At 60.2% G+C, this 22,440-nt stretch carries 20 protein-coding genes; 15 read left to right on the top strand and 5 right to left on the bottom strand.

Annotated features, from left to right (window positions below):
* Window positions 1-28: 28 nt before the first annotated feature.
* From IMCC20628_RS18350 to IMCC20628_RS18315, 8 genes are all read left to right on the top strand, one after another.
* The gene (locus IMCC20628_RS18350; protein ID WP_047031401.1) at window positions 29-1,033 is read left to right on the top strand and encodes a putative sulfate exporter family transporter; all 1,005 of its coding nucleotides are present in this window, start codon (window positions 29-31) and stop codon (window positions 1,031-1,033) included.
* A 277-nt stretch (window positions 1,034-1,310) separates the two neighbouring features.
* Complete coding sequence (locus IMCC20628_RS18345; protein ID WP_245307820.1) at window positions 1,311-2,906, top strand: ABC transporter substrate-binding protein; 1,596 nt, start codon at window positions 1,311-1,313, stop codon at window positions 2,904-2,906.
* A gap of 51 nt (window positions 2,907-2,957) precedes the next feature.
* Window positions 2,958-3,971: an ABC transporter permease gene (locus IMCC20628_RS18340; RefSeq protein WP_245307959.1), complete on the top strand. Its 1,014-nt coding sequence runs from the start codon at window positions 2,958-2,960 to the stop codon at window positions 3,969-3,971.
* Window positions 3,968-4,891, top strand: a complete 924-nt coding sequence (locus IMCC20628_RS18335) for an ABC transporter permease (RefSeq protein WP_047031399.1) — start codon at window positions 3,968-3,970, stop codon at window positions 4,889-4,891. The genes IMCC20628_RS18340 and IMCC20628_RS18335 overlap by 4 nt, the downstream gene beginning before the upstream one ends.
* Window positions 4,888-5,715 (top strand): ABC transporter ATP-binding protein, encoded by an 828-nt coding sequence (locus IMCC20628_RS18330; RefSeq protein WP_047031398.1) that lies wholly within the window; start codon window positions 4,888-4,890, stop codon window positions 5,713-5,715. The genes IMCC20628_RS18335 and IMCC20628_RS18330 overlap by 4 nt, the downstream gene beginning before the upstream one ends.
* Before the next feature lie 8 nt (window positions 5,716-5,723).
* Window positions 5,724-6,494 (top strand): ABC transporter ATP-binding protein, encoded by a 771-nt coding sequence (locus IMCC20628_RS18325; RefSeq protein WP_047031397.1) that lies wholly within the window; start codon window positions 5,724-5,726, stop codon window positions 6,492-6,494.
* A gap of 11 nt (window positions 6,495-6,505) precedes the next feature.
* Window positions 6,506-7,570, top strand: a complete 1,065-nt coding sequence (locus tag IMCC20628_RS18320; protein WP_047031396.1) for a dipeptidase — start codon at window positions 6,506-6,508, stop codon at window positions 7,568-7,570.
* A 308-nt stretch (window positions 7,571-7,878) separates the two neighbouring features.
* Window positions 7,879-8,247 (top strand): DUF559 domain-containing protein, encoded by a 369-nt coding sequence (locus IMCC20628_RS18315; protein ID WP_047032749.1) that lies wholly within the window; start codon window positions 7,879-7,881, stop codon window positions 8,245-8,247.
* A gap of 175 nt (window positions 8,248-8,422) precedes the next feature.
* Here IMCC20628_RS18315 and scpA read toward each other — a convergent pair whose 3' ends face one another.
* The 5 genes from scpA to IMCC20628_RS18290 form a co-directional block, all read right to left on the bottom strand.
* A complete protein-coding gene (gene scpA / locus IMCC20628_RS18310) occupies window positions 8,423-10,561 on the bottom strand; it encodes a methylmalonyl-CoA mutase (protein WP_047031395.1) in 2,139 nt (712 codons plus the stop codon).
* A complete protein-coding gene (locus IMCC20628_RS18305) occupies window positions 10,558-12,564 on the bottom strand; it encodes an acetyl/propionyl/methylcrotonyl-CoA carboxylase subunit alpha (protein ID WP_047031394.1) in 2,007 nt (668 codons plus the stop codon). The genes scpA and IMCC20628_RS18305 overlap by 4 nt, the downstream gene beginning before the upstream one ends.
* A gap of 146 nt (window positions 12,565-12,710) precedes the next feature.
* Window positions 12,711-13,088, bottom strand: a complete 378-nt coding sequence (locus tag IMCC20628_RS18300) for a hypothetical protein (RefSeq protein ID WP_082128224.1) — start codon at window positions 13,086-13,088, stop codon at window positions 12,711-12,713.
* Window positions 13,088-14,008 (bottom strand): glutathione-dependent disulfide-bond oxidoreductase, encoded by a 921-nt coding sequence (gene yghU / locus IMCC20628_RS18295; protein WP_047031393.1) that lies wholly within the window; start codon window positions 14,006-14,008, stop codon window positions 13,088-13,090. The genes IMCC20628_RS18300 and yghU overlap by 1 nt, the downstream gene beginning before the upstream one ends.
* 167 nt (window positions 14,009-14,175) lie before the next feature.
* Window positions 14,176-15,708 carry an acyl-CoA carboxylase subunit beta gene (locus tag IMCC20628_RS18290; RefSeq protein WP_047031392.1) on the bottom strand — a complete coding sequence of 511 codons (1,533 nt, stop codon included), beginning with the start codon at window positions 15,706-15,708 and terminating at the stop codon, window positions 14,176-14,178.
* A 216-nt stretch (window positions 15,709-15,924) separates the two neighbouring features.
* On the opposite strand from IMCC20628_RS18290, the gene IMCC20628_RS18285 reads away from it, so the two are divergent.
* The 7 genes from IMCC20628_RS18285 to IMCC20628_RS18255 all read left to right on the top strand — a co-directional run bounded on the left by IMCC20628_RS18285 (window position 15,925) and on the right by IMCC20628_RS18255 (window position 22,293).
* Entirely contained in the window at window positions 15,925-17,361 is a 1,437-nt protein-coding gene (locus IMCC20628_RS18285; protein ID WP_047031391.1) for a helix-turn-helix transcriptional regulator, read from the top strand.
* Window positions 17,362-17,468: 107 nt separating this feature from the next.
* Window positions 17,469-17,915 carry a type II 3-dehydroquinate dehydratase gene (gene aroQ, locus IMCC20628_RS18280; protein ID WP_047032747.1) on the top strand — a complete coding sequence of 149 codons (447 nt, stop codon included), beginning with the start codon at window positions 17,469-17,471 and terminating at the stop codon, window positions 17,913-17,915.
* Between the two features lie 43 nt (window positions 17,916-17,958).
* A complete protein-coding gene (locus IMCC20628_RS18275) occupies window positions 17,959-19,125 on the top strand; it encodes a benzoate/H(+) symporter BenE family transporter (RefSeq protein ID WP_280949442.1) in 1,167 nt (388 codons plus the stop codon).
* Window positions 19,126-19,234: 109 nt separating this feature from the next.
* Window positions 19,235-20,269 carry a polyphosphate kinase 2 gene (ppk2, locus tag IMCC20628_RS18270; RefSeq protein ID WP_047031389.1) on the top strand — a complete coding sequence of 345 codons (1,035 nt, stop codon included), beginning with the start codon at window positions 19,235-19,237 and terminating at the stop codon, window positions 20,267-20,269.
* Window positions 20,270-20,447: 178 nt separating this feature from the next.
* Window positions 20,448-20,873 (top strand): YeeE/YedE family protein, encoded by a 426-nt coding sequence (locus IMCC20628_RS18265; RefSeq protein ID WP_197078493.1) that lies wholly within the window; start codon window positions 20,448-20,450, stop codon window positions 20,871-20,873.
* 3 nt (window positions 20,874-20,876) lie between these two features.
* The gene (locus IMCC20628_RS18260; protein ID WP_047031387.1) at window positions 20,877-21,317 is read left to right on the top strand and encodes a DUF6691 family protein; all 441 of its coding nucleotides are present in this window, start codon (window positions 20,877-20,879) and stop codon (window positions 21,315-21,317) included.
* A gap of 91 nt (window positions 21,318-21,408) precedes the next feature.
* The gene (locus tag IMCC20628_RS18255) at window positions 21,409-22,293 is read left to right on the top strand and encodes an MBL fold metallo-hydrolase (RefSeq protein ID WP_082128222.1); all 885 of its coding nucleotides are present in this window, start codon (window positions 21,409-21,411) and stop codon (window positions 22,291-22,293) included.
* Window positions 22,294-22,440 lie beyond the last annotated feature (147 nt).

Below are 22,440 nucleotides of genomic sequence, written 5' to 3'. Positions count from 1 at the left end.
CCATTCATGTGCAGGGATGCCCGTATACATGACCTCCTTGTCTGATTTACAGGCGCGTGCCCGCATCCTGTTTCCCGGTCTGCTGCTGGCAATCACCATAGCCGTGGCGGCGCGGTTCCTGTCCGATCATTACGCAGCACCGGTCATGCTGTTTGCGCTTCTGATCGGCATGGCATTCAATTTCATGGCCGACCAGGAGCGGACTTCCGAAGGCGTGGTGTTTGCCTCGAAGTCACTTCTGCGGTTAGGGATCGTCTTGCTCGGCGCGCGCATCACCCTGGGCGATATCACAGGTATCGGAACCTCCGGATTGGTCACGGTTGCGGGACTGATGGCTCTGACCATCGGTTTTGGTTTCATTTGCGCAAAGCTGTTTTCGCGCGGCTGGCGGTTTGCGATCCTCACCGGTGGCGCGGTGGCAATCTGCGGGGCTTCAGCGGCGCTGGCATTGGCGGCGGTGATTCCAGTCAACGACAAGACCGAGCGCAATGTGCTTTTTACGGTCGTCGCAGTCACCACTCTGTCGACCATTGCCATGATCATCTATCCGGTGCTTTTCGGTCTCGCCGGGCTGAGCGATGCACAAAGCGGCTTTCTGATTGGCGCAACGGTGCATGATGTGGCGCAAGTGGTGGGCGCGGGCTATTCGATTTCGACCGAAGCCGGCGATATGGCGACAATCGTCAAATTGCTGCGCGTCACCTTGCTGCCTGTGGTGCTGATCATTGTGGCGCTTTCCACCATGCAACGCGGCAGCGGATTTTCTCAGGTGCGCCTGCCGCTTTTCGTGATAGGCTTTGGTGCCGTAACCCTCGCCAACAGCACGGGACTCATTCCAGCAGTCGTCGCTGCAGCAGCCGTCAACGGCTCTTCCTGGTTGCTGGTGGTGGCGATTTCGGCACTTGGCGTACGCACCAACATGAAGGCCATGCTTGATCTCGGTTGGCGGCATGTCGCCATTATCGTCTTGGAAACAATTTTCCTGCTGGGGCTTGCCTGGGCCGCAATTTCGACTGGAGTTGCAGGCGTCTAGCAACCTATGCGGGGAACGGTTCCGGGCGCAATAAATTTTAGGCATAAAAATATTTGTCGGAGTGATGTGGCTGAATTCGGGAAGCAGGCCGGAACTGCGGGCTTTTTGCGCTTGGCCAAGGCCGCATAGCAGGACGATCATCATTCAGCATAAAGCGAGGCCTGCTTGACAGGCCCTTGGGGCTGTGGCCTCAATGAACATTACGTAGGGTGAGAAGGGACAATTATCCCGCGCCCGCGAGTCCGCAATAGGGAACATAATAACTGGGAGCCGTATCGTGAAACACGTTCAAAAATTCGTGGCTGTGGCGCTTATGTGCACAGTAGCTGCCTTCTCACCGGTCACGGTGCAAGCCGAAACACCGGCTGACACACTCATTCAAGCTTGGGCGATTGACGACATCATTACGCTTGATCCGGCTGAAGTCTTCGAATTCAGCGCGTCGGAAATCCTCGGCAACTCCTACCAGGGGCTGGTCGGCTACAACGTCAAGGACGTGTCCGAAATTTTCGGTGTTATTGCCGAGAAATGGGATGTCTCCGAAGACGGCAAAACCTTCACATTCACCATCCGTCCGGACATGAAGTTTGCCTCCGGCAATCCGATCACCGCTGAAGATGCGGTCTACACGCTGCAGCGAGTCATCAAGCTCGACAAATCGCCGGCATTCATTCTCACGCAGTTCGGCTTCAACGCCGACAATGTCGACGCCATGATCCGCAAGACCGGCGACATGACCTTCGAATTCGAGATGGACAAGCCCTATGCGCCGACGCTGGTGCTCTATTGCCTGACCGCAACGGTGGGCTTCATCGTTGACAAGGAAGTGGTGACGAGCCACGAAGTTGACGGCGATTTCGGTTACGACTGGCTCAAGACCAATTATGCCGGTTCCGGCGCCTTCACCATTCGCGATTGGCGCGCCAACGAAGCTGTTGTGCTTGAACGCAACGACAATTACTCTGGCAAAGCTCCGCCAATGGCCCGCGCCATCTACCGCCATATTCCTGAAACCGCGACCCAGCGGCTGCTGCTCGAGCAGGGTGATATCGATATAGCCCGCAATGTCAGCGCCGAGGAAATCACTGCAATGTCGACCAATGCCGACATTGTCATCGAGAGCGGTGTGAAGGGCTCGATCTACTATCTCGGCCTCAACCAGAAAAACGAAAACCTGGCCAAGCCTGAGGTTCGTCAGGCGATGAAATACCTGATCGACTATGCGACAATCTCTGACACCATCATGAAGGGCAAGGTCATCCCGCATCAGGCCTTCCTGCCGCGCGGCTTCCTCGGTGCTCTGGAAGACACTCCGTTCTCGCTCAATGTTGAAAAGGCCAAGGAATTGTTGGCTGAAGCGGGGCTGCCGGACGGCTTCACCGTCACCATGGACACCCGCAACACCAATGAAATCACCGCTATGGGTCAGACTATCCAGCAGACCATGGCGTTGGCCGGCATCAAGATGGAGCTGATCCCGGGCGATGGACAGCAGACGCTGACCAAATACCGCGCCCGCAACCACGACATCTATATCGGTCGTTGGGGGCCAGACTATCAGGATCCGCACACCAATGCCGATACCTTTGCCCGCAACCCGGACAACTCCGACGATGCCGCTTCCAAGCCCCTGGCCTGGCGCAATGCCTGGGACATCCCGGAAATGACCCTGAAGGCTGACGCAGCGATTCTCGAAGGCGACGCCAAGAAGCGCGCTCAGATGTATGTCGATCTCCAGACTGAACATCAGCAGACTTCACCGTTTGTCATCATGTTCCAGGAGATTGAAGTTCTGGCCCGCCGCAAGAACGTCGAGGGCTTCATCGTTGGCCCGTCGTTCAACGACAACTCGTTCAAGGCGGTGACCAAGTAATTGTCAGACCTGTCTGTCTCTTCGGAAGGGCGCACGAGCGCCCTTCCTGCTCTGTTCGGCAAGGCCTTGCGGCTGAGTGCAACTGTTGCCGTCACCATATTCGGGTTGCTGATCGTCACCTTCCTGATCGGCCGGGTCGTCCCGGTGGATCCGGTTCTGTCCGTTGTTGGCGACCGTGCATCGCAATCCACCTATGACAAGATGTTTGTAGAACTGGGGCTTGACCGTCCGCTCTATGTGCAATTTGGACTCTATGTCGAAAAGGCAGTCACCGGTGATTTTGGCGAGAGCCTGCTGACCAAGAAACCCATCATCGACGACCTCATTCGGGTATTTCCCGCCACACTGGAACTTGCCACCGTCGGAATTGTCATCGGAACCATGTTCGGCATCCCGATAGGGGTCTGGGCCGCTGTCCGGCAAGGCAAGCTGGTCGACCAGGTGGTCCGGATACTCGGCCTAGTCGGTTACTCCGCGCCGATCTTCTGGCTCGGCCTGCTTGGGCTTTTGCTGTTTTATGCCAAATGGGGCCTCGTCGCCGGCCCCGGCCGCATCGACATTTCCTACGAATATGCATTCACGCCGAAAACCGGGCTGTTTCTCATCGATACCGCGATGCAGGGGCAGTGGGGCGCATTTCGCAACGTAGTGTCCCACTTAGCCTTGCCTGCGGCGTTGCTGGGTTATTTTTCCATGGCCTACATCGCACGCATGACCCGCAGCTTCATGCTCAATGAGCTGGCGCAGGAATATGTCGTCACCGCGCGGGTCAAGGGCGTGGCCGAATGGCGCATCATCTGGGTGCATGCGCTCCGGAATGCTGCCGTTCCACTGGTCACGGTGATCGCGCTGTCCTATGCGGGGCTGCTCGAAGGTTCGGTGCTGACCGAAACTGTTTTTGCCTGGCCCGGCCTCGGGCAATACCTGACCAATTCGCTGCAAAACGCCGACATGAACGCCGTGCTCGGCGGAACTCTGCTGATCGGCATCATCTTTGTCGGCCTCAACCTGTTGTCCGATTTTCTCTACACCTTGCTCGATCCACGGGTCAGGAGGCGCTCATGACAGCCACCCCACCGCCCACGGGGCTCTCCGAGTGGCTGCTGACCGAACAACCCGGTTCCCGCAATCAGGCGCGTCTGGGACAGATATGGCGAACCTGGCTGGCCTTCACCAGGAACCGGCTCGGCATGGTTGGTCTGGGCATCGTCCTGCTGCTGATACTTGTCGCCATCTTCGCCAATGTGATCGCGCCTTATGATCCTGTGCTTGGCGGTGATTTGCGAACAGCGCGGCTGCTGCCCCCTTCGATGGACCATTGGATGGGCACCGATGACCTCGCCCGCGACATCTTCAGCCGGGTTGTTCATGGCGCGCGGTTGACGCTCATGGTGGTGGCGCTGGTGGCGATCATCGCGACACCGATCGGGTTGCTGGTCGGCACCACGTCCGGTTATTTCGGTGGCTGGCTCGATGTCGTGCTGATGCGGATCACCGACATTTTCCTGGCTTTTCCCAGATTGATCCTGGCGCTGGCCTTTGTCGCTGCCCTTGGGCCGGGGATCGAGAACGCCATCATTGCCATCGCCATCACCTCATGGCCGCCCTATGCCCGGCTGGCCCGCGCCGAAACGCTGACCATTCGCAACGCCGAACATATTGACGCGATCCGCCTGCAGGGCGCCTCGTCCGCGCGCATCATATGGGGGCATGTCACACCGCTCTGCCTGTCATCGGTGATCATCCGGGTGACGCTCGACATGGCCGGCATTATCCTCACGGCCGCCGGGCTGGGTTTCCTCGGTTTGGGCGCGCAGCCGCCGCAACCTGAATGGGGTGCCATGATTGCCGGCGGACGCCGCTTCATCATTGATTACTGGTGGGTCGCCACCATGCCCGGCGCTGCAATTTTTCTGGTCTCGCTTGGCTTCAACCTGCTTGGCGATGGTCTGCGTGACGTGCTCGATCCGAAGGCGGTGAAATGAGTTCACTGCTGTCGGTCGAGAATTTGCGCATTTCCTTTCCTTCGCGCCAGGGGCCGGTGGAAGTGGTGCGCGGTGTCAGCTTCGAGCTGGGCCGCGAGCGGCTCGGCATTGTCGGCGAGAGCGGGTCGGGCAAGTCCCAGACAGGCCGCGCCATTCTAGGACTGACGCCGGTGACCGGCACTGCGACCGCCGGCAGGCTGGAATTTGACGGCATTGATCTGCGCAACGCCACACCAAAGCAGTGGCGAGGCTTGCGTGGTGCGCGCATGTCGATGGTGATGCAGGATCCGAAATTCTCGCTCAATCCGGTGATGACCATCGGCAAGCAAATCATGGAGGCGGTCAAGCTGCATGGCGGCAAGTCGGAAGCGCGCGACAAGTCCATTGCCATGCTTGAAGCCGTGCAGATCCGTGATCCGGATCGGGTGATGGCGGCCTACCCGCATGAACTCTCCGGCGGCATGGGCCAGCGCGCCATGATCGCCATGATGCTGGTCACCGAACCTGATCTGCTGATCGCTGACGAGCCAACCTCGGCACTCGATGTGACCGTGCAGATCGAGGTGCTGCGTATTCTCGACAATCTCGTCACCGAGCGCGGCATGAGCCTGATTTTCATCAGCCATGATCTAAAGCTGGTTTCGACCTTCTGTGACCGTGTGCTGGTCATGTATGCGGGCCAGGTGGTAGAAGAGCTTGCTGCAAGCAAAATGCATGAGGCGCAGCACCCCTATACAAGAGGCTTGCTCAACTGCTTGCCAAAGATTTCAAGTGATGTCCGTCCGCTGCCAGTGCTGACGCGCGACGATGCATGGCTGGATTGAGGACGGGAATGGCGTTCATCGACATTGAAAACCTTGAAGTCACCTTCGGAAACAGCGGCCAATTGGTTCACGCCCTCAGGGGGGTGTCATTTTCGGTCGACGAAGAGGAAAGTTTCGGCATTGTCGGCGAAAGCGGTTCCGGCAAGTCGACGGTGTTGCGCGCGATTTGTGGCCTGGCGCCCGTCACCGGCGGAACCATTGCAATAGATGGAACTCCCGTATCCACACCGCGCGATCCGGCGTTTTATCGCCGCGTCCAGATGGTGTTTCAGGATCCTTACGCCTCGCTGCACCCGCGCCATACTGTGGACAGGGTGTTGTCCGAACCGCTTGCCATTCATGGCTTTGACCAGCGCGAGAAACGTGTCGCGCGGGCACTGGATGAAGTCGGCCTCGGATCGGGTTTCCGCTTCCGCTACCCGCACCAGTTGTCCGGTGGCCAGCGGCAGCGTGTCGCCATCGCACGGGCTTTGATTCTGGAGCCCAAGATCATCCTGCTTGATGAGCCGACCTCGGCATTGGACGCCTCGATCCAGGCTGAAGTGCTCAATCTGCTTGACCGGCTGCGCGACGAGCGCGGCCTGACTTATGTGCTGGTCAGCCATGACCTTGCTGTCGTGTCGCATATGTGCGACCGGCTTATGGTGATGCAGCAGGGCCGGGTGGTCGAGCACCTGACCCGCAGCGACCTTCAGAACCACGCCACAAAACAAGACTACACACGCAACCTGCTGACAGCGAGCGAGGGCTTTACCCGCGACCCCGCTCTTCAGCGCTGAAGGATCCAGCCATGGCCAATATGCCTTTCTTCGACGGCCACAATGATTTTCTGTTGCGATTGCTGCGCGAGCCCGAGCGCCGCGAAGCCATGTGGCTTGAAGCGGGTCAGGAGGGGCACCTCGACCTGCCGCGGATGCAAAAGGCCGGTTTCGCCGGCGGTTTTTTCGCCATCTACATTCCATCGCCGCATGAGGAAAATGCGCCCGATTACCAGGCGATGATGGACGCGCCGCCCTATGATCTGCCTTTGCCCGATCTGATGAATGCCGATGAAACTCAGGCGACAGCGCTGCAAATGGCAGCGCATCTGATGTGGATGGAACGGGCATCGAAAGGCGCGCTGAAGATCTGCCGCACCAGTGCCGATCTGCGCGCCTGTATGGCCGACGGCACCATCGCCGCGATCATGCACATGGAAGGTGCCGAAGCGATCGGGCCGGATCTCGACGCGCTCTACGCCTTTCACGCCATGGGGCTGCGCTCGCTCGGCCCGGTATGGAGCCGCCCGACGGTGTTCGGCCACGGCGTGCCGTTCCGCTTTCCCGGCGACCCCGACACAGGACCGGGCCTGACCGAAGCCGGCAAGCAACTGGTCAAGGCCTGCAACGAGCTCAAGATCATGATCGACCTGTCGCATCTCAACGAGAAGGGCTTTGACGATGTCGCCCGGCTCTCGGATGCGCCGCTGGTCGCCACCCATTCCAATGCCCACGCGGTCACGCCTTCAACCCGCAACCTCACCGATCGGCAGCTTGCCCTGATCCGTGAGAGCAACGGCATGGTCGGCCTCAACTACGCCACCGTGTTCCTGCGCGACGACGGCCGCAAGGCAACCGATTGCGGCTGGGACCCGGTCATGCGCCACCTCGATCATCTGGTCGACAAGTTGGGCGAGGACCACGTCGGCTTCGGTTCCGATTTCGACGGCGCCGAACTGCCTGATGTGATTGGAGATGTCACGGGCGTGCAGGCGTTGATCGGTCAGATGCGCGAGCATCAATATAGCGAAGCGCTGATCGAAAAGATCGCCAGCAAGAACTGGATGGCGTTGCTGGGGAGGACGTGGGGTCACTGAATCAGCCTTTGCATCCGTCCCCTCATCCGTCTCCGGTCGTTCACGGAACGCCCGGATCCACCTTCTCCCACGGGGGGAGAAGGAAGGGGCTGCACGGAACAGCTTGATTGCTCCAGCTTTGGCGGTAACCTAGGCAAAATTGCAGAGTGCAAGAGAAAAGATCTATCAGCGTTCCTGTTCGCGGGAGATCGTAATAGAGACTTGTGCTGGACCTCCCTTCTCCCCTCGTGGGAGAAGGTGGATGCGTCGGTTCCGTGAACCGGCGCAGACGGATGAGGGGTCTTGTCATTTTTGATGAGGGTCGCTTGATGAGCAAGAACATCGACCGGCTGCGCGGTTTCGCGCGCGATATGCGCAGAGCTCCGACAGAAGCGGAACAGCGGCTGTGGGGCGCCTTGCGCAACCGTCGGCTCGACAAGCTGAAGTTCCGGCGGCAGGTGCCGATTGGGTCCTATATTGCCGACTTCGTCTGCATGGAAGCGAAACTGATCGTCGAGCTGGATGGCAGTCAGCATGCGGAAAGCGCGCGGGACGTGACCCGTGATTCAAAGCTTGAAGAGTACGGCTTCCGGGTGCTGCGGTTCTGGAATGACGACGTCATGCGCGATCTCGACAGCACCTGCGCGACGATCCTGGCCTTTGCCCGGGATGTGTCGCTCAGGCAGGACTGGCGGTAGTGTCCACTGAGAATTTCCCCTCATCCGTCTACGGGCGTTCACGGAACGCCCGTATCCACCTTCTCCCACCAGGGGAGAAGGAAGGGGGTAAGCTGGGAAAATGCCCGATCTCCCTTCTCCCCTCGTGGGAGAAGGTGTCAGCAAAGCTGACGGATGAGGGGCGCTTGCAGCGGCCTCACACGTTCCGTCTCACGCCCGAAATCCGTGCCAGCACGGCATTCGCGGCATCGAGCACGTTCGAGCCGGGACCAAAAATTTCGGCCACGCCGGCTTCGCGCAGGAACCCGTAATCCTGTTCCGGGATGACGCCGCCGACGACGACCTGGATGTCAGCACGGTCCTTGTCTTTCAGTCGGTTGATAAGCTCGGGCACCAGCGATTTGTGACCAGCCGCGAGTGATGAGACGCCGACCACGTCAACGCCTAGCGCGATGGCCTTGTCGGTGACTTCCGCCGGTGTTTCGAACATGTCGGTGAGATCCACCTTGAAGCCCATGTCGGCAAACGCCGTGGCGATCACCTTGGCGCCGCGGTCGTGGCCGTCCTGGCCCATCTTGGCCACAAGCACGTGCGGTGCGCGGCCCTTGTCCGCCGCATAGTCGGCGATGCGCGAGCGGATTGCCTGGTATTCCGGATCGTCGTGATAGACGTCCTCATAGACACCGCCAATCACCTTGGTCACCGCGTGGTGACGGCCACCGAAGCCACGCTCCATTGCGTCGGAAATCTCACCCAGCGAGGCCCGCGCCCGTGCCGCGTCGACGGCGGCGGACAACAGGTTGCCCTTGCCTGACTTCGCCACCTGCTCCAGCGCTGCAATTGCCGCTTCCTGCGCCTTCGGGTCGCGGTTGGCGCGCATCTTGTTGAGCCGCGCCACCTGACCGGCGCGCACCTTGTCGGTGTCGATATTGAGAATGTCGACCTGGGGCTCGTCGGCAAGCCGGAAGCGGTTGACCCCGACGATCACGTCCTCGCCACGGTCGATCCGCGCCTGCCGCCGGGCAGCGGCTTCCTCGATGCGCATCTTCGGCAGGCCCTGCTCGACCGCCTTGGTCATGCCGCCGAGCGACTCGACCTCGGCGATCAGCTCCCAGGCTTTTTCGGCCAGATCAGCCGTCAGCTTCTCGACATAATAGGAGCCACCGAGCGGATCGACGACATTGGTGATGCCGGTCTCATGCGCCAGAATGAGCTGGGTGTTGCGGGCGATGCGGGCGGAGAATTCCGTCGGCAGCGCGATCGCCTCATCGAATGAATTGGTGTGCAGCGACTGGGTGCCGCCCAGCACCGCGGCCATGGCTTCAAAGGCGGTGCGGACCACATTGTTGTAAGGATCCTGCTCGGTCAGCGACACGCCCGATGTCTGGCAATGGGTGCGCAGCATCTTCGAACGCTCGGACTTGGCACCGAAATCGGTCATGATCTTTGACCACATGGCGCGGGCCGCGCGCAGTTTCGCCGCTTCCATGAACACATTCATGCCGATGCAGAAGAAGAACGACAGCCGTCCGGCAAAGGCGTCGACATCGAGCCCCTTGGTCTGGGCGGCGCGGACATATTCCATGCCGTCGGCCAGCGTGTAGGCCAGCTCCTGCGCCAGCGTCGCGCCGGCTTCCTGCATGTGGTAGCCGGAAATCGAGATCGAGTTGAACTTCGGCATTTCCTTCGACGTGAACTCGATGATGTCGGCGACAATCCGCATCGAGGGTTCGGGCGAATAGATATAGGTGTTGCGGACCATGAACTCCTTGAGGATGTCGTTCTGCACCGTGCCTGTGAGTGCCGCGCGCTCGACGCCCTGTTCCTCGCCTGCAACGATGAACATTGCCAGCACGGGAATGATCGCCCCGTTCATGGTCATCGACACGCTCATTTCGCCCAGCGGAATTCCATCGAACAGGATCTTCATGTCCTCGACCGAGTCGATCGCCACGCCGGCCTTGCCGACATCGCCGGTCACCCGCGGATGATCGGAATCATAGCCCCGGTGGGTGGCGAGATCGAACGCCACCGACAGGCCCTTTTGCCCGGCGGCGAGGTTTTTGCGGTAGAACGCGTTGGAGTCCTCCGCCGTCGAAAACCCGGCATATTGCCGGATGGTCCAGGGTTGGCCGGTATACATCGTGGCGCGCACGCCGCGGGTGAACGGCGCGAAGCCCGGCAGCTCCGACGCTGCTCTTTCGGGCAGGTCTTCAGCTGTATAGAGCGGCTTCAGCGTGATGCCTTCCGGCGTTGCGGTGTTCAGGCTTTCAATCGGCTTGCCCTTGAGATCCTTGGTGGCGAGATCGAGCCAGTCGCGGGTGGTCTTGCTCATTTTGCGAACTCCATGATGATCTCGTCGACGGCGAGGCTGTCGCCGGCTTTCACCGGAATGCGCGAGACAATGCCCTTGCGCTCGGCTTTCAGCACGTTCTCCATCTTCATCGCTTCGACGATGGCCAGCGTCTGGCCTTCCTGAACTTCGTCGCCCTCGTTGACAGCGATCGAGACGATCAGCCCCGGCATCGGGCACAGCAGCAGGCCCGAGGTGTCCGGCGCGACCTTCGCTTTCATCAGCCGGGCAAGCTCCGCCACACGCGGGCTGAACACCTGCGCCCGGACGTCGACACCCAATTGCCTGAGCCGCCAGCCAGCGTCGGCGGGTTCGACCTTGATCGCATGGAGGTCACCATCGATGTCAAAAATCGCCAGCCGCGCGCCCGGCATCCAGTCGGTCGCCACCGCCATCGGTTCACGGCCGGGCAGCCGCACCAGATAGACGTCATCGGTGTCGTCGATATGCCCGGTGATCTCCTGACCGGCGACCCGCACCACCTTGTCCTCGTGGGCGCGTTTTTCGACCTGGCTGAAGCGCGCACCGGAAATCTGCGCATTGCGCTCGCCAAGAATGTGGCTGAGCAGCAATGCCGCGATGGCGAAACGTTCAACGGTCGCCTCGTTCGGCGGCACCGGGCCGAAGCCGTCGGGATATTCCTCGGCGATGAAGCCGGTCGACAACCGCCCCTCGCGCCAGCGCGGATGCTGCATCAATGCTGACAGGAACGGCAGATTGTGGCCGATGCCTTCGACCTCGAACCGGTCCAGCGCGTCGGCCATGGCGTCGATCGCCTCAAGCCGCGTCGGCGCATGGGTGCAGAGTTTGGCGACCATCGGGTCGTAGAACATCGAGATCTCGGAGCCTTCGGTGACACCGGTATCGTTGCGGATGGTGATGCCGTCGGTCGTGCCTTCTTCCGGCGGCCGGTAGCGCGTCAGTCGGCCGATCGAGGGCAGAAAATTGCGGTAGGGATCCTCGGCATAGAGCCGGCTTTCGACCGCCCAGCCTGTGAGCTTCACATCAGCCTGCGAGAAGGCGAGCTTCTCGCCGGCAGCAACGCGGATCATTTGTTCGACCAGATCAACGCCGGTGATCAACTCGGTCACCGGATGCTCGACCTGCAGCCGTGTGTTCATCTCGAGGAAGAAGAACTTGAGGTTCTTGTCGACGATGAATTCGACCGTGCCGGCCGACTGGTAGTCAACCGCCTTGGCCAGAGCCACCGACTGCTCGCCCATGGCCTTGCGGGTTGCGGCATCAAGGAAAGGTGAGGGGGCTTCCTCCACCACCTTCTGGTTCCGCCGCTGGATCGAACATTCGCGTTCGCCGAGATAAATGACATTGCCGTGGCTGTCGCCGATCAGCTGGATCTCGATATGGCGCGGTTCCTCGATGAATTTCTCGATGAAGATCCGGTCGTCACCAAAAGAGCTCGCCGCTTCCGATTTCGAGCGCGTGAAGCCCTCGCGCGCCTCGGCGTCATTCCAGGCAATGCGCATACCCTTTCCACCGCCGCCGGCCGACGCCTTGATCATCACTGGATAGCCGATTTCGGCTGCAATCTTGGCCGCATGCGCCTCGTCGTCGATCAGCCCCATATGGCCCGGCACTGTCGACACGCCGGCTTCCGCCGCAATCTTCTTGGAGGTGATCTTGTCACCCATCGCCTCGATGGCTTTGACCTTCGGGCCGATGAAGGCGATGCCTTCTTTCTCGAGCGCCTCGCAGAACGAGGCTCGCTCGGACAGGAACCCGTAGCCCGGATGCACGGCCTGCGCGCCGGTTTGCTTGCACGCGGCGATGATCTTCTCGGGGATCAGGTAGGACTGGTTGGCCGGCGGGGGACCAATATGCACGGCCTCGTCGGCCATCGCCACATGCACAGCATCGCGGTCGGCGTCGGAATAAACCGCAACCGTCTTGATGCCCATAGCCCGTGCGGACTTGATCACCCGGCAGGCAATTTCACCGCGATTGGCGATCAGGATCTTGGAAAACATGTACTTTACCCCCGCTGATGGGCCTGCGGCCCATGACTTCCAGTCGTCTCGTTCGGGCCATTCCCGATGTGTCATCGGGTGGTCCGGAGCCCGGTTTTCCGCCCGAACCTCTCCCCTCATGAGGGGAGAGGTTTCTCAAATGCCTTCTAAACGATCAGCACGTCCTCGAACGCATCGGGGTAGCTTGCCCGCCCCGCGCGCTCGTCAATTTGCAGCATGGCCGTGTAGGATTGCGCATCGAAGGGGTCTTCTGCGGCCACGATCTCGCGACCGAACAGCCAGCTGATCCGGCCCGCATCAAGATTGCCGCGCTCGAACGGCTCATCGCCGAACTTGTGCCAGAGCGCGTGCAGAAATGCGACATCAGCCAGTTTCTCCGTCGGCGTCCGGTCGGCCATGCGGCGCCGGCTGATGATCGCCGTCACGCCGCGCGGATTGGCGCGGCGAATGGTGAACTGGAAGCCTGTGCCGGGCAGGCCGGAGGGGATTCCGCGGTGCTTGGTCATTTCCGGCAGTTTTGCCATCAGTTCTTGCCTTCGGTTAGTGCGTCCAGCTTGTCCTGGGTGCGCAGCTCGAAATCGCTTGCGTCATGGCGTTCGTGCAACTGCTCGGACGGCTCGCCGAAGGCGCGGTTAACCATGCGTCCACGCTTGACCGCGGGACGCGCGGCAATCTGGTCGGTCCAGCGCTTCAGATTGGTGTAGCTGTCTGTTTCGAGATAGGTTGCAGCGTCGCCATAGACATTCCCCTGCAGCAGCGTGCCATACCAGGGCCAGATCGCCATGTCGGCAATCGAATACTCGCTTCCGGCGATGAACTCATTGTTGGCAAGGCGCTTGTCGAGCACGTCGAGCTGGCGCTTGACCTCCATGGCGAAGCGGTCGATGGCGTATTCGATCTTCATCGGCGCATAGGCATAGAAGTGCCCGAAGCCGCCGCCGAGGAACGGGCCCGAGCCCATCTGCCAGAACAGCCAGTTGAGCGCTTCGGTGCGCGCATGGTGCTCCTCGGGCAGGAACGCGCCAAATCTCTCGGCGAGATACAAGAGGATCGAGCCACTTTCAAACAGCCGTGTCGGCTCCGGTGTCGAATGGTCGACCAGTGCCGGGATCTTCGAGTTCGGATTGATGTCGACAAAGCCCGAACCGAACTGGTCGCCTTCACCGATATTGATCAGCCAGGCGTCATATTCTGCACCCTCATGACCGGCAGCCAGCAGCTCCTCGAGCATCACCGTCACCTTGACGCCATTTGGTGTCGCCAGCGAGTAAAGCTGCAGCGGGTGCTTGCCGATCTGCAGTTCCTTGTCTTGGGTCGGGCCGGAGACAGGACGATTGATATTGGCGAAGCGTCCGCCATTGCCTTGCTTCCATTCCCAAACCTTGGCTGGTTCATAGCCGGCAGGCAAATTGTTTTCTGGCGGGAACTTGTTTTCTTCAGTCATGAAATCTGGTCCTTGTTGGCGAGAAATATCTCACCAGAGCATATAGGCCGAAAAACGGAAAATTGCAGCCAGCGGGCGTACCCTATCTCCGGTCAAAAAGACGTGAGTGCCTGCCGTGCGCCGGATTCACGACACAGGGGAACCCGACGCCCTCGCTCAATATCGCCTCACAACGGAATGTTGTTGTGCTTGCGCAGCGGCTGCGTCACCTTCTTGGTCTTCAGCATTTCAAAGGCTCGCACCACACGGCGCCGGGTTGAGTGCGGCATGATCACCTCGTCGATGAAGCCGCGCTGGGCGGCGACGAACGGATTGGCGAAGCGGTCTTCGTAATCGGCGGTGCGTTGCGCGATCTTGTCCGGATCGCCAAGCTCGGAGCGGTAGAGGATCTCGGTCGCGCCCTTGGCGCCCATCACCGCAATCTGCGCCGTTGGCCAGGCATAGTTGACGTCGGCACGGATGTGCTTGGACGCCATCACGTCGTAAGCGCCGCCATAGGCCTTGCGGGTGATCACGGTAACCTTCGGCACTGTGGCCTCGGCATAGGCGAACAGCAGCTTGGCGCCATGTTTGATGATGCCGTTATATTCCTGGCTGGTTCCCGGCAGGAAGCCCGGAACGTCGACCAGCGTCAGGATCGGAATGTTGAAGGCATCGCAGAAGCGGACGAAACGCGCAGCCTTCTTCGAGGAATCGATGTCGAGACAGCCGGCCAGCACCATCGGCTGGTTGGCCACAACGCCGACGGTCGAACCGTTCAGACGGATGAAGCCGCACAGAATGTTCCTGGCGTGGTTGGCCTGGATCTCGAAGAAGTCACCCTCATCGCCAACCCGGGCAATGACTTCGCGCATGTCGTAAGGCTTGTTGGCGTTGTCGGGGATCAGCGTGTCGAGTGCGTTCTCGATCCGGTCGGGCGCGTCCGCCGTCGGAATGACAGGCGGTGTTTCGCGGCTCGAGAGCGGCAGGAAATCGAACATCCGGCGGATTTCGATCAGCGCCTCGACGTCATTGTCGTAAGCACCATCGGCGACGGAGGATTTCTTCGTGTGGGTCGAGGCACCGCCGAGTTCTTCAGCGGTGACGATCTCGTTAGTCACGGTCTTGACCACGTCCGGGCCGGTCACGAACATGTAGCTCGTGTCTTTCACCATGAAGATGAAGTCAGTCATCGCCGGCGAGTAGACCGCGCCGCCCGCACATGGCCCCATGATCACCGAGATTTGCGGGATTACGCCCGAGGCCTGCACATTGCGCCAGAACACTTCGGCATAGCCGCCGAGCGAGGCCACGCCTTCCTGGATCCGTGCGCCGCCGGAATCATTCAGCCCGATCAGCGGCGCGCCGTTCTGCACGGCCAGATCCATCACCTTGCAGATTTTCTCCGCATGCGTCTCCGACAGCGAACCGCCGAACACGGTGAAATCCTGGGAGAATACATAGACTGGACGGCCATTGATCGTGCCCCAGCCGGTGATCACGCCGTCGCCGGGAAAAACCTGGGCCTCCATGCCGAAGTCCGTGCAGCGATGGGTCTTGTACATGTCGTATTCTTCGAACGACCCCTCGTCGAGCAGCACGTCGAGCCGCTCGCGCGCTGTCAGCTTGCCTTTGCCATGCTGCGCGTCGATGCGATGCTGGCCACCGCCGAGCCGGGCCTGTTCGCGCCGGTGTTCAACCTCTTCGATAATTTCCCGCATCACAGGCCTCCTTTTTCGCACCACTTGCTCATGTTGCCGGAAATACGGCCGCTGCCAATGCTGCTTTGGTCACATCGCCCGCAGTCAACCAAACTGGTTTTCGGGCGTTGAATGCATGGTGATAGCGTGAATGCAGCGGCCGCAACAGGGTTGAAAAGGTAAGCATGTTGCACTAGCAATGTTTGCAACTGCAATTTTGCAAAGTTGCGAACATTCATGCGAGCACGCAAACTCTTCGTCGGCGGCAAGATCCGCGCCATCCGTGGCGAGCACGGCCTCACTCAAGCCGGCTTTGCGACCAAGCTCGGCATCTCGACCAGCTATCTCAACCAGATCGAAAACAACCAGCGCCATGTCAGCGCCTCGGTGCTTCTGGCGCTCGCCGAAGCATTCTCGATCGACATCACGACGCTGTCGGATCAGGACACCGACCGGTTGCTCGCCGACGTCGCCGAAGCACTGGCCGATCCGGTGTCGGGCGGGGCGCAGCCATCGTTGACCGACGTCAAGCTGGTGGTGCAGAACGCCCCGTCCTTTGCCCGCGCTTTCCTGTCGCTGCATCAGGCAATGCGGCGCTCCGGCGATCAACTGGCCGAACTTGATGAAACGCTGGAGCGTTCCGGCGCGCTGACTGATCCCACCCCTTACGAGGAGGTGCGGGATTTCTTCCATTATGTCGACAATTACATCCACGAGCTCGATCTCGCCGGCGAAGCGCTGAGCCAGGAGCTGGCGAAAAGCCGCGGCGTCAGCCTCAAGGCGCTGGCCGATCACATCGAGCGCCGCCACCGGGTGCGGATTGTAATCGGCAGTGGCGGCGAGCCGGGAGCAGGACAAAGCGATGCCGGCAGTCTGCGCCGTTTCGATCCGGTCTCCCGCGTGCTCTGGCTCAATCCGCGCACCCCCGTCTCGACACAGGCCTTCCAGATCGCCTGCCAGATAGCGCTGATCGAGCATGATGCCGCGATGACAAAAATCATCGAGGAGGCGCGCTTTCGCTCGGCTGATGCTGCCGGTATCTGTCGCATCGGACTGGCCAATTATTTTGCCGGGGCCGCGATCCTGCCCTACGGCGCCTTCAGCGCTACTGCGCGGGAACTTCGCCATGATCTGGTGCTCTTGGCCGACCGCTTCTCGACCAGCCTCGAGCAGGTGGCGCACCGTCTCTCGACCCTGCAGCGGCCCGGCCAGAAGGGCGTGCCGTTTTTCTTCGCCCGCGTCGACAAGGCCGGCAATATCACCAAGCGCCACTCGGCCACCAAGCTGCAATTTGCCCGTTTCGGCTCGGCCTGCCCCCTATGGAATGCCCACAGCGCGTTTGAGACGCCCAACCGCATCATAAGGCAATTGGCTGAAACGCCCGACGGCGTGCGTTATCTTTGCCTCGCCACTGCGGTCTCCAAACCTTCCGGCGGCTGGCGCGATCCGGTGCAGTCTTATGCGCTGGCGCTCGGTTGCGAAGTCGCCCATGCCGGCGAACTTGTCTATGCCGATGCTCTGGATATCGCCCGCGCCGAGGCCTTCGAGCCGATTGGCGTATCTTGCAGGATCTGCGAGCGCCGCAACTGTCACCAACGCGCCGTCCCGCCGCTCAAGCGCCGTCTGATCGTCGATCCCAACATGCGCAGGACGGTGCCTTACGGACTCGAGTGAACGGGCTCGCCAAAAGCCGGCAATCTCGGCAAGACTTGCCGCAAGCAGTCTGTCAGGCTAGGAATTTGCACCACCCCGAAATGGGGATCAATCGAAAGGCAGCCCCGGTGACCGGAACGATCTATGTCCTCAACGGACCGAACCTCAATCTTCTGGGCAAGCGCCAGCCTGAAATCTATGGCAGCGAGACCCTGGATGATGTCGAAGCCGCATCCAAAAGCCAGGCCAAGACCCATGGTCTGACTGTGCTTTTCCTGCAATCCAATGCCGAGCATCAGCTGATCGACTGGATCCATGAAGCGCGCGAACAGGCCGTGGCGATTGTCATCAATCCTGCTGCCTACACCCATACGTCAGTGGCGATACTTGACGCGCTCAATACGTTTGATGGCCCGGTGATCGAAGTTCATATTTCCAACGTGCACAAGCGTGAGGAATTCCGTCAGCATTCTTTTGTCTCGCTCAGGGCCGATGGCGTCATCGCCGGCTGCGGTACGCAAGGCTACCTGCTGGCAATCGATCGCGTCGCTCGTCTGGTTGCTGCCGCCAACTGAACTGACCGGTTCCGCTTCACCGGCCTGAATCAAGCATTCGTCTCTGTCTTTCTGGAGCACTCCCTTGCCTGTTTCGATGATCTCCGCGGCACTGGTGGCAGCCCTCGTGGGTTACGGCTCGACCATCGCGCTAGTTCTGGCTGCTGCAGCAGCTGTTGGCGCGGATGCCAGCCAGACCGCCTCCTGGGTGGCGGCGATCTGCTTTTCCAAGGCCATCGGCTCGGCTCTGCTAAGCAGTTGGAAAAAGGTGCCGATAGTGCTGGCCTGGTCAACACCAGGTGCCGCGCTGATTGCCGCCTCCACCGGGGTTGATATCCATCAGGCGGTTGGCGCGTTTGTCTTCGCCGGCTTGCTGATTGCGCTGACCGCTGCCATTCGCCCGCTCAACCGCGCCGTCAACGCGATCCCGACAGGTGTCGCCTCGGGCATGCTGGCTGGTGTTCTGCTGCCTTTCACCATGGCAGTGGCTTTGCATGCAGCCAATCAGGCCGCACTCGTTCTGCCCTTTATCGCGGTGTTTCTGCTGGTCCGGCTGATCAACCCGCTGATGGCCGTTCTGGCCGCACTCATCGCTGGTCTGGTGATCGCCTTCACTCTCGGCGGAGCATCGTTTCCCTCCACCGACGTCGATTGGACGTCACTGAACTTCATCATGCCGGAGTTTAATCCCGCTGTTCTGCTGGGCCTTGGGGTTCCGCTTTACCTTGTCACCATGGCGTCGCAGAACCTGCCCGGCTTTGCCGTGCTGCGCGCCAATGGCTATGAACCGCCGGTAACCGAAGCGCTTGGCGTTACGGGTATTCTGTCCGCGTTCTTCGCTTTGTTCGGCGCCCACACCATCAGCATGGCCGCCATCACTGCCGCGATCTGCCTCGGCGACGATGTCCATCCGGACAAGGCCCAGCGCTGGAAGGTCGGGCTTATCTATGCCCTGGTCTGGCTCTTGCTCGGCCTGTTCGGTCCGGTCATTGTCCCGGCCATTCTGGCGATGCCGCCGGAAATCATCGCCGTGGTCGCTGGCCTGGCCCTGATCCCGCCGCTGATCGGCGCACTGGTCTCTGCCTTTGAGCTGCCGGCGACCCGTTTCGCGGCCGCCGCGACGTTTGCTGTCACCGCTTCCGGTGTCGCCGCCTTTGGCATCGGTGCCGCTTTCTGGGGCCTGCTTGCGGGCCTCATTGTCCATCTCCTGGATCACCTCAAGTCACGCTGATCAATGCTGTCTCCGGGCCGTTGATATTTGTTTGCACCGGTTTGACGCGGGTCAAGGCCACCAGGAGGTTTTGGAGTCAGAATGGCTTTTTGATCGGAAAGGGGCAGGCATGACAGAGTTCAAAAGCGAACTGGACACAAAACCCAATGGCGCTGGCACAGGGCATGAAGCGGTTGATGAAAAGCTTTCTGAAGACACGGGTGTCGAGGCGCCTGTCGCTGACGACGAAGGTGCTGCCGGGGTAAAGCCGGCGAAGCTGAACACAGCGGAAATCCGCAGGGATGAGGCGGCGATCGCGCAACTGTTCGAGCAGGGTGTCTACCCCTACAAGAGTAAGATGCGCCGTGTTGCCTATGAAAAGGAGAAAGCCAAGCTGCAGGTCGAGCTCTTGAAGGCCCAGCGCTGGATCGAGGACACCGGCCAGAAAGTGGTGATGCTGTTTGAGGGCCGTGATGCGGCCGGCAAGGGCGGCACCATCAAGCGTTTCACGGAGCATCTCAATCCGCGCATGGCCCGCGTCGTCGCACTCAACAAGCCAACCGACCGTGAACGCTCGCAATGGTACTTCCAGCGCTATATCGAGCATCTGCCGTCATCGGGTGAAATGGTCCTGTTTGACCGCTCTTGGTACAATCGCGCCGGTGTCGAGCGGGTCATGGGATTTTGTTCGCCGACCGAATATCTCGAATTCATGCGCGAGGCGCCCGAAATCGAGCGCATGCTCTCCCGCTCCGGCGTGTTGCTGTTCAAATACTGGTTTTCTGTCACCCAGGCCGAACAGCTCAGACGTTTCGGCCAGCGCGAGAAGGACCCGCTCAAGCAGTGGAAGCTGTCGCCTATCGACAAGGCTTCGCTCGACAAATGGGACGATTACACCGAAGCCAAGGAGGCAATGTTCTTTTACACCGATACCGCCGACGCGCCTTGGACGGTTGTCAAATCGGATTGCAAGAAGCGCGCCCGGCTCAATTGCATGAAGCATTTTCTGTCCAGCCTGCCTTACCCGAACAAGGATCACCTGGTAGTGCATCACCCGGACCGGTTGATTGTCGGTTCGAGCAACCACGTCATCGGCACCGACGATCACATTCTGGGCAAGACCCTGCATCCGGATATCCGCAAGCCGAAGATGCCGACGGTCTGAGCGGAAGGCTAGGGCAAAGTCCGGTCTGAGCAAGCGCCGTCATGGTGGCGCTTGGTCTCGGTGAATAATCGTATCCAACATATGTATCCTCTTGAATATGGAGTATCGCTTATATATATGAGGCCCAGGCGCAACGACGCCGGGTCGACATGAGGCCTCGGACAAGAGGGAAGCAATGATGGAAACAGAATTCACACCATGGTTATCGCTGGCCGGCGGTATCCTGATCGGCATTTCGGCGATTCTGCTGATGATGTTCAATGGTCGCATTGCTGGCATGACCGGCATTTTGACAGGCATCATTCCACCGGTTTCGACGGATTGGGCCTGGCGCATTGCCTTTCTCGCAGGCGCGGTCATCGGCCCGATGGTCTTCCTGGCTGCAGGCGGAGCGATTCCCTATGCGGTCCCCGTGTCGCTGCCGTTGCTGGCGTTTGGCGGCCTGATCGTTGGTGTTGGCGTTTACTACGGCGCCGGTTGCACTTCCGGCCATGGCGTCTGCGGCATGGCGAGGCTTTCCCCGCGGTCGATTGCCGCCACCGTCACATTCATGATCGCGACCGGTATTACGGTCTACGTTGTTCGTCATATTGCGGGGATCTGAACCATGCAGAAACTGATTTTCTCCGGCCTCATCGGCGCGATCTTCGGTCTTGGCATCGCCATTTCCGGCATGGCCAACCCGGCCAAGGTTCTCAATTTCTTCGACGTTGCGGGAACTTTTGATCCAAGCTTGATCTTTGTCATGGGCGGAGCGTTGATCACCACCGCGATCGGCTATGTGGCGGTGTTCGGCGCCCGCAAGAAACCGGTGTTCGATGCTGAGTTTCATTTACCAAGTAACAAGACAATTGATGCACGGCTTGTCGCCGGATCGGCGACCTTCGGGATCGGTTGGGGCATCGCCGGGTTCTGCCCGGGTGGCGCAATTCCTGCGCTCGGTTTCGGCGGCTTGGACGTCATAGCCTTTGTCGGCGCCATGGTCATTGGCATCGTGCTGGCGCGCGCTGCCGACACTCTGCGTCATAAGCCAGCCAAGGCATTTTAACGAAAACCCGGGTCGCTCCGGCGGCGACCCGGGCTACGCGCTCCGTAAAGCGGCGAGACGAACAGACGATATGAACAGAGGAGATGCTGCAATGTCGAATTACCCAGTGGACATGTCGGTCACACCCGAGGTGAAAGCCTTTTTTGACCCCGACACCAACACCATCAGCTATGTGGTCAAGGACCCCGCCTCGAAGTCTTGCGCTGTCGTCGATTCCGTCATGGACATCGATTATGCCGCTGGCCGCATCACCTATGGCCATGCCGACAAGATGATTGCCTGGATCAAGGACAACGGGCTCACGCTCGAATGGATCATCGAGACCCACGTCCATGCCGACCACCTTTCCGCAGCGCCCTACATTCAGGACAAGCTTGGCGGCAAGATCGGCATCGGTAACAAGATCATGGTCGTCCAGGACACCTTCGGCAAGATATTCAATGAAGGCACCGAGTTCCAGCGTGACGGCTCGCAGTTCGACGCCCTGTTCAAGGATGGCGACACCTACCACATCGGAAGAATGCAGGCATTTGCCATGTACACGCCCGGCCACACACCTGCATGCATGGTGCATGTGATGGGCAATGCCGCCTTCACCGGTGATACGCTGTTCATGCCCGATGGCGGGTCGGCCCGCGCCGATTTCCCCGGTGGCGATGCGGGTCAGCTCTACGATTCGATCCAGAAAGTCCTGTCTCTGCCCGACGATATGCGCCTGTTCATGTGCCACGATTACGGCCCCAACGGTCGCGACATCGCGTGGGAAACCACGGTTGGTGACGAGAAGGCCAACAACATCCATGTCGGCGGCGGCAAGAGCCGCGAGGACTTCATCAAGTTCCGCACCGAGCGTGACAACCAGCTGGCCATGCCAAGGCTGATCATCCCGTCATTGCAGGTCAACATGCGCGCCGGCGATATCCCGACCGACAAGGACGGACGCGCAATGCTGAAGGTGCCCATCAACGGGCTTTGAGCGTCCGTGGATTGCCCTCAGGCATTTGCCGGGGAAGGGCAGGGAACATCCAGCCGCTGGATGACCAAGCCTGAAGTCGTCGGCTGAGCTGCCGGACTCTTTGTGAGACTTGATCGGTCCGGTGGGCCGCCATGCGCGTTCGCGGTT

It is taken from the genome of Hoeflea sp. IMCC20628, from assembly GCF_001011155.1.
Classification (GTDB): Bacteria; Pseudomonadota; Alphaproteobacteria; order Rhizobiales; family Rhizobiaceae; genus Hoeflea.
This window is presented reverse-complemented; position numbering and strand designations above follow the sequence as displayed.

Excerpts from the sequence above, each read along its gene's own strand:
- IMCC20628_RS18350 (WP_047031401.1), top strand. The coding sequence starts at position 29 with ATGACCTCCTTGTCTGATTTACAGGCGCGTGCCCGCATCCTGTTTCCC.
- IMCC20628_RS18335 (WP_047031399.1), top strand. The coding sequence starts at position 3,968 with ATGACAGCCACCCCACCGCCCACGGGGCTCTCCGAGTGGCTGCTGACC.
- IMCC20628_RS18330 (WP_047031398.1), top strand. The coding sequence starts at position 4,888 with ATGAGTTCACTGCTGTCGGTCGAGAATTTGCGCATTTCCTTTCCTTCG.
- IMCC20628_RS18325 (WP_047031397.1), top strand. The coding sequence starts at position 5,724 with ATGGCGTTCATCGACATTGAAAACCTTGAAGTCACCTTCGGAAACAGC.
- IMCC20628_RS18320 (WP_047031396.1), top strand. The coding sequence starts at position 6,506 with ATGGCCAATATGCCTTTCTTCGACGGCCACAATGATTTTCTGTTGCGA.
- IMCC20628_RS18315 (WP_047032749.1), top strand. The coding sequence starts at position 7,879 with ATGAGCAAGAACATCGACCGGCTGCGCGGTTTCGCGCGCGATATGCGC.
- scpA (WP_047031395.1), bottom strand. The coding sequence starts at position 10,561 with ATGAGCAAGACCACCCGCGACTGGCTCGATCTCGCCACCAAGGATCTC.
- IMCC20628_RS18305 (WP_047031394.1), bottom strand. The coding sequence starts at position 12,564 with ATGTTTTCCAAGATCCTGATCGCCAATCGCGGTGAAATTGCCTGCCGG.
- IMCC20628_RS18300 (WP_082128224.1), bottom strand. The coding sequence starts at position 13,088 with ATGGCAAAACTGCCGGAAATGACCAAGCACCGCGGAATCCCCTCCGGC.
- yghU (WP_047031393.1), bottom strand. The coding sequence starts at position 14,008 with ATGACTGAAGAAAACAAGTTCCCGCCAGAAAACAATTTGCCTGCCGGC.
- IMCC20628_RS18290 (WP_047031392.1), bottom strand. The coding sequence starts at position 15,708 with ATGCGGGAAATTATCGAAGAGGTTGAACACCGGCGCGAACAGGCCCGG.
- IMCC20628_RS18285 (WP_047031391.1), top strand. The coding sequence starts at position 15,925 with ATGCGAGCACGCAAACTCTTCGTCGGCGGCAAGATCCGCGCCATCCGT.
- ppk2 (WP_047031389.1), top strand. The coding sequence starts at position 19,235 with ATGACAGAGTTCAAAAGCGAACTGGACACAAAACCCAATGGCGCTGGC.
- IMCC20628_RS18265 (WP_197078493.1), top strand. The coding sequence starts at position 20,448 with ATGGAAACAGAATTCACACCATGGTTATCGCTGGCCGGCGGTATCCTG.
- IMCC20628_RS18260 (WP_047031387.1), top strand. The coding sequence starts at position 20,877 with ATGCAGAAACTGATTTTCTCCGGCCTCATCGGCGCGATCTTCGGTCTT.
- IMCC20628_RS18255 (WP_082128222.1), top strand. The coding sequence starts at position 21,409 with ATGTCGAATTACCCAGTGGACATGTCGGTCACACCCGAGGTGAAAGCC.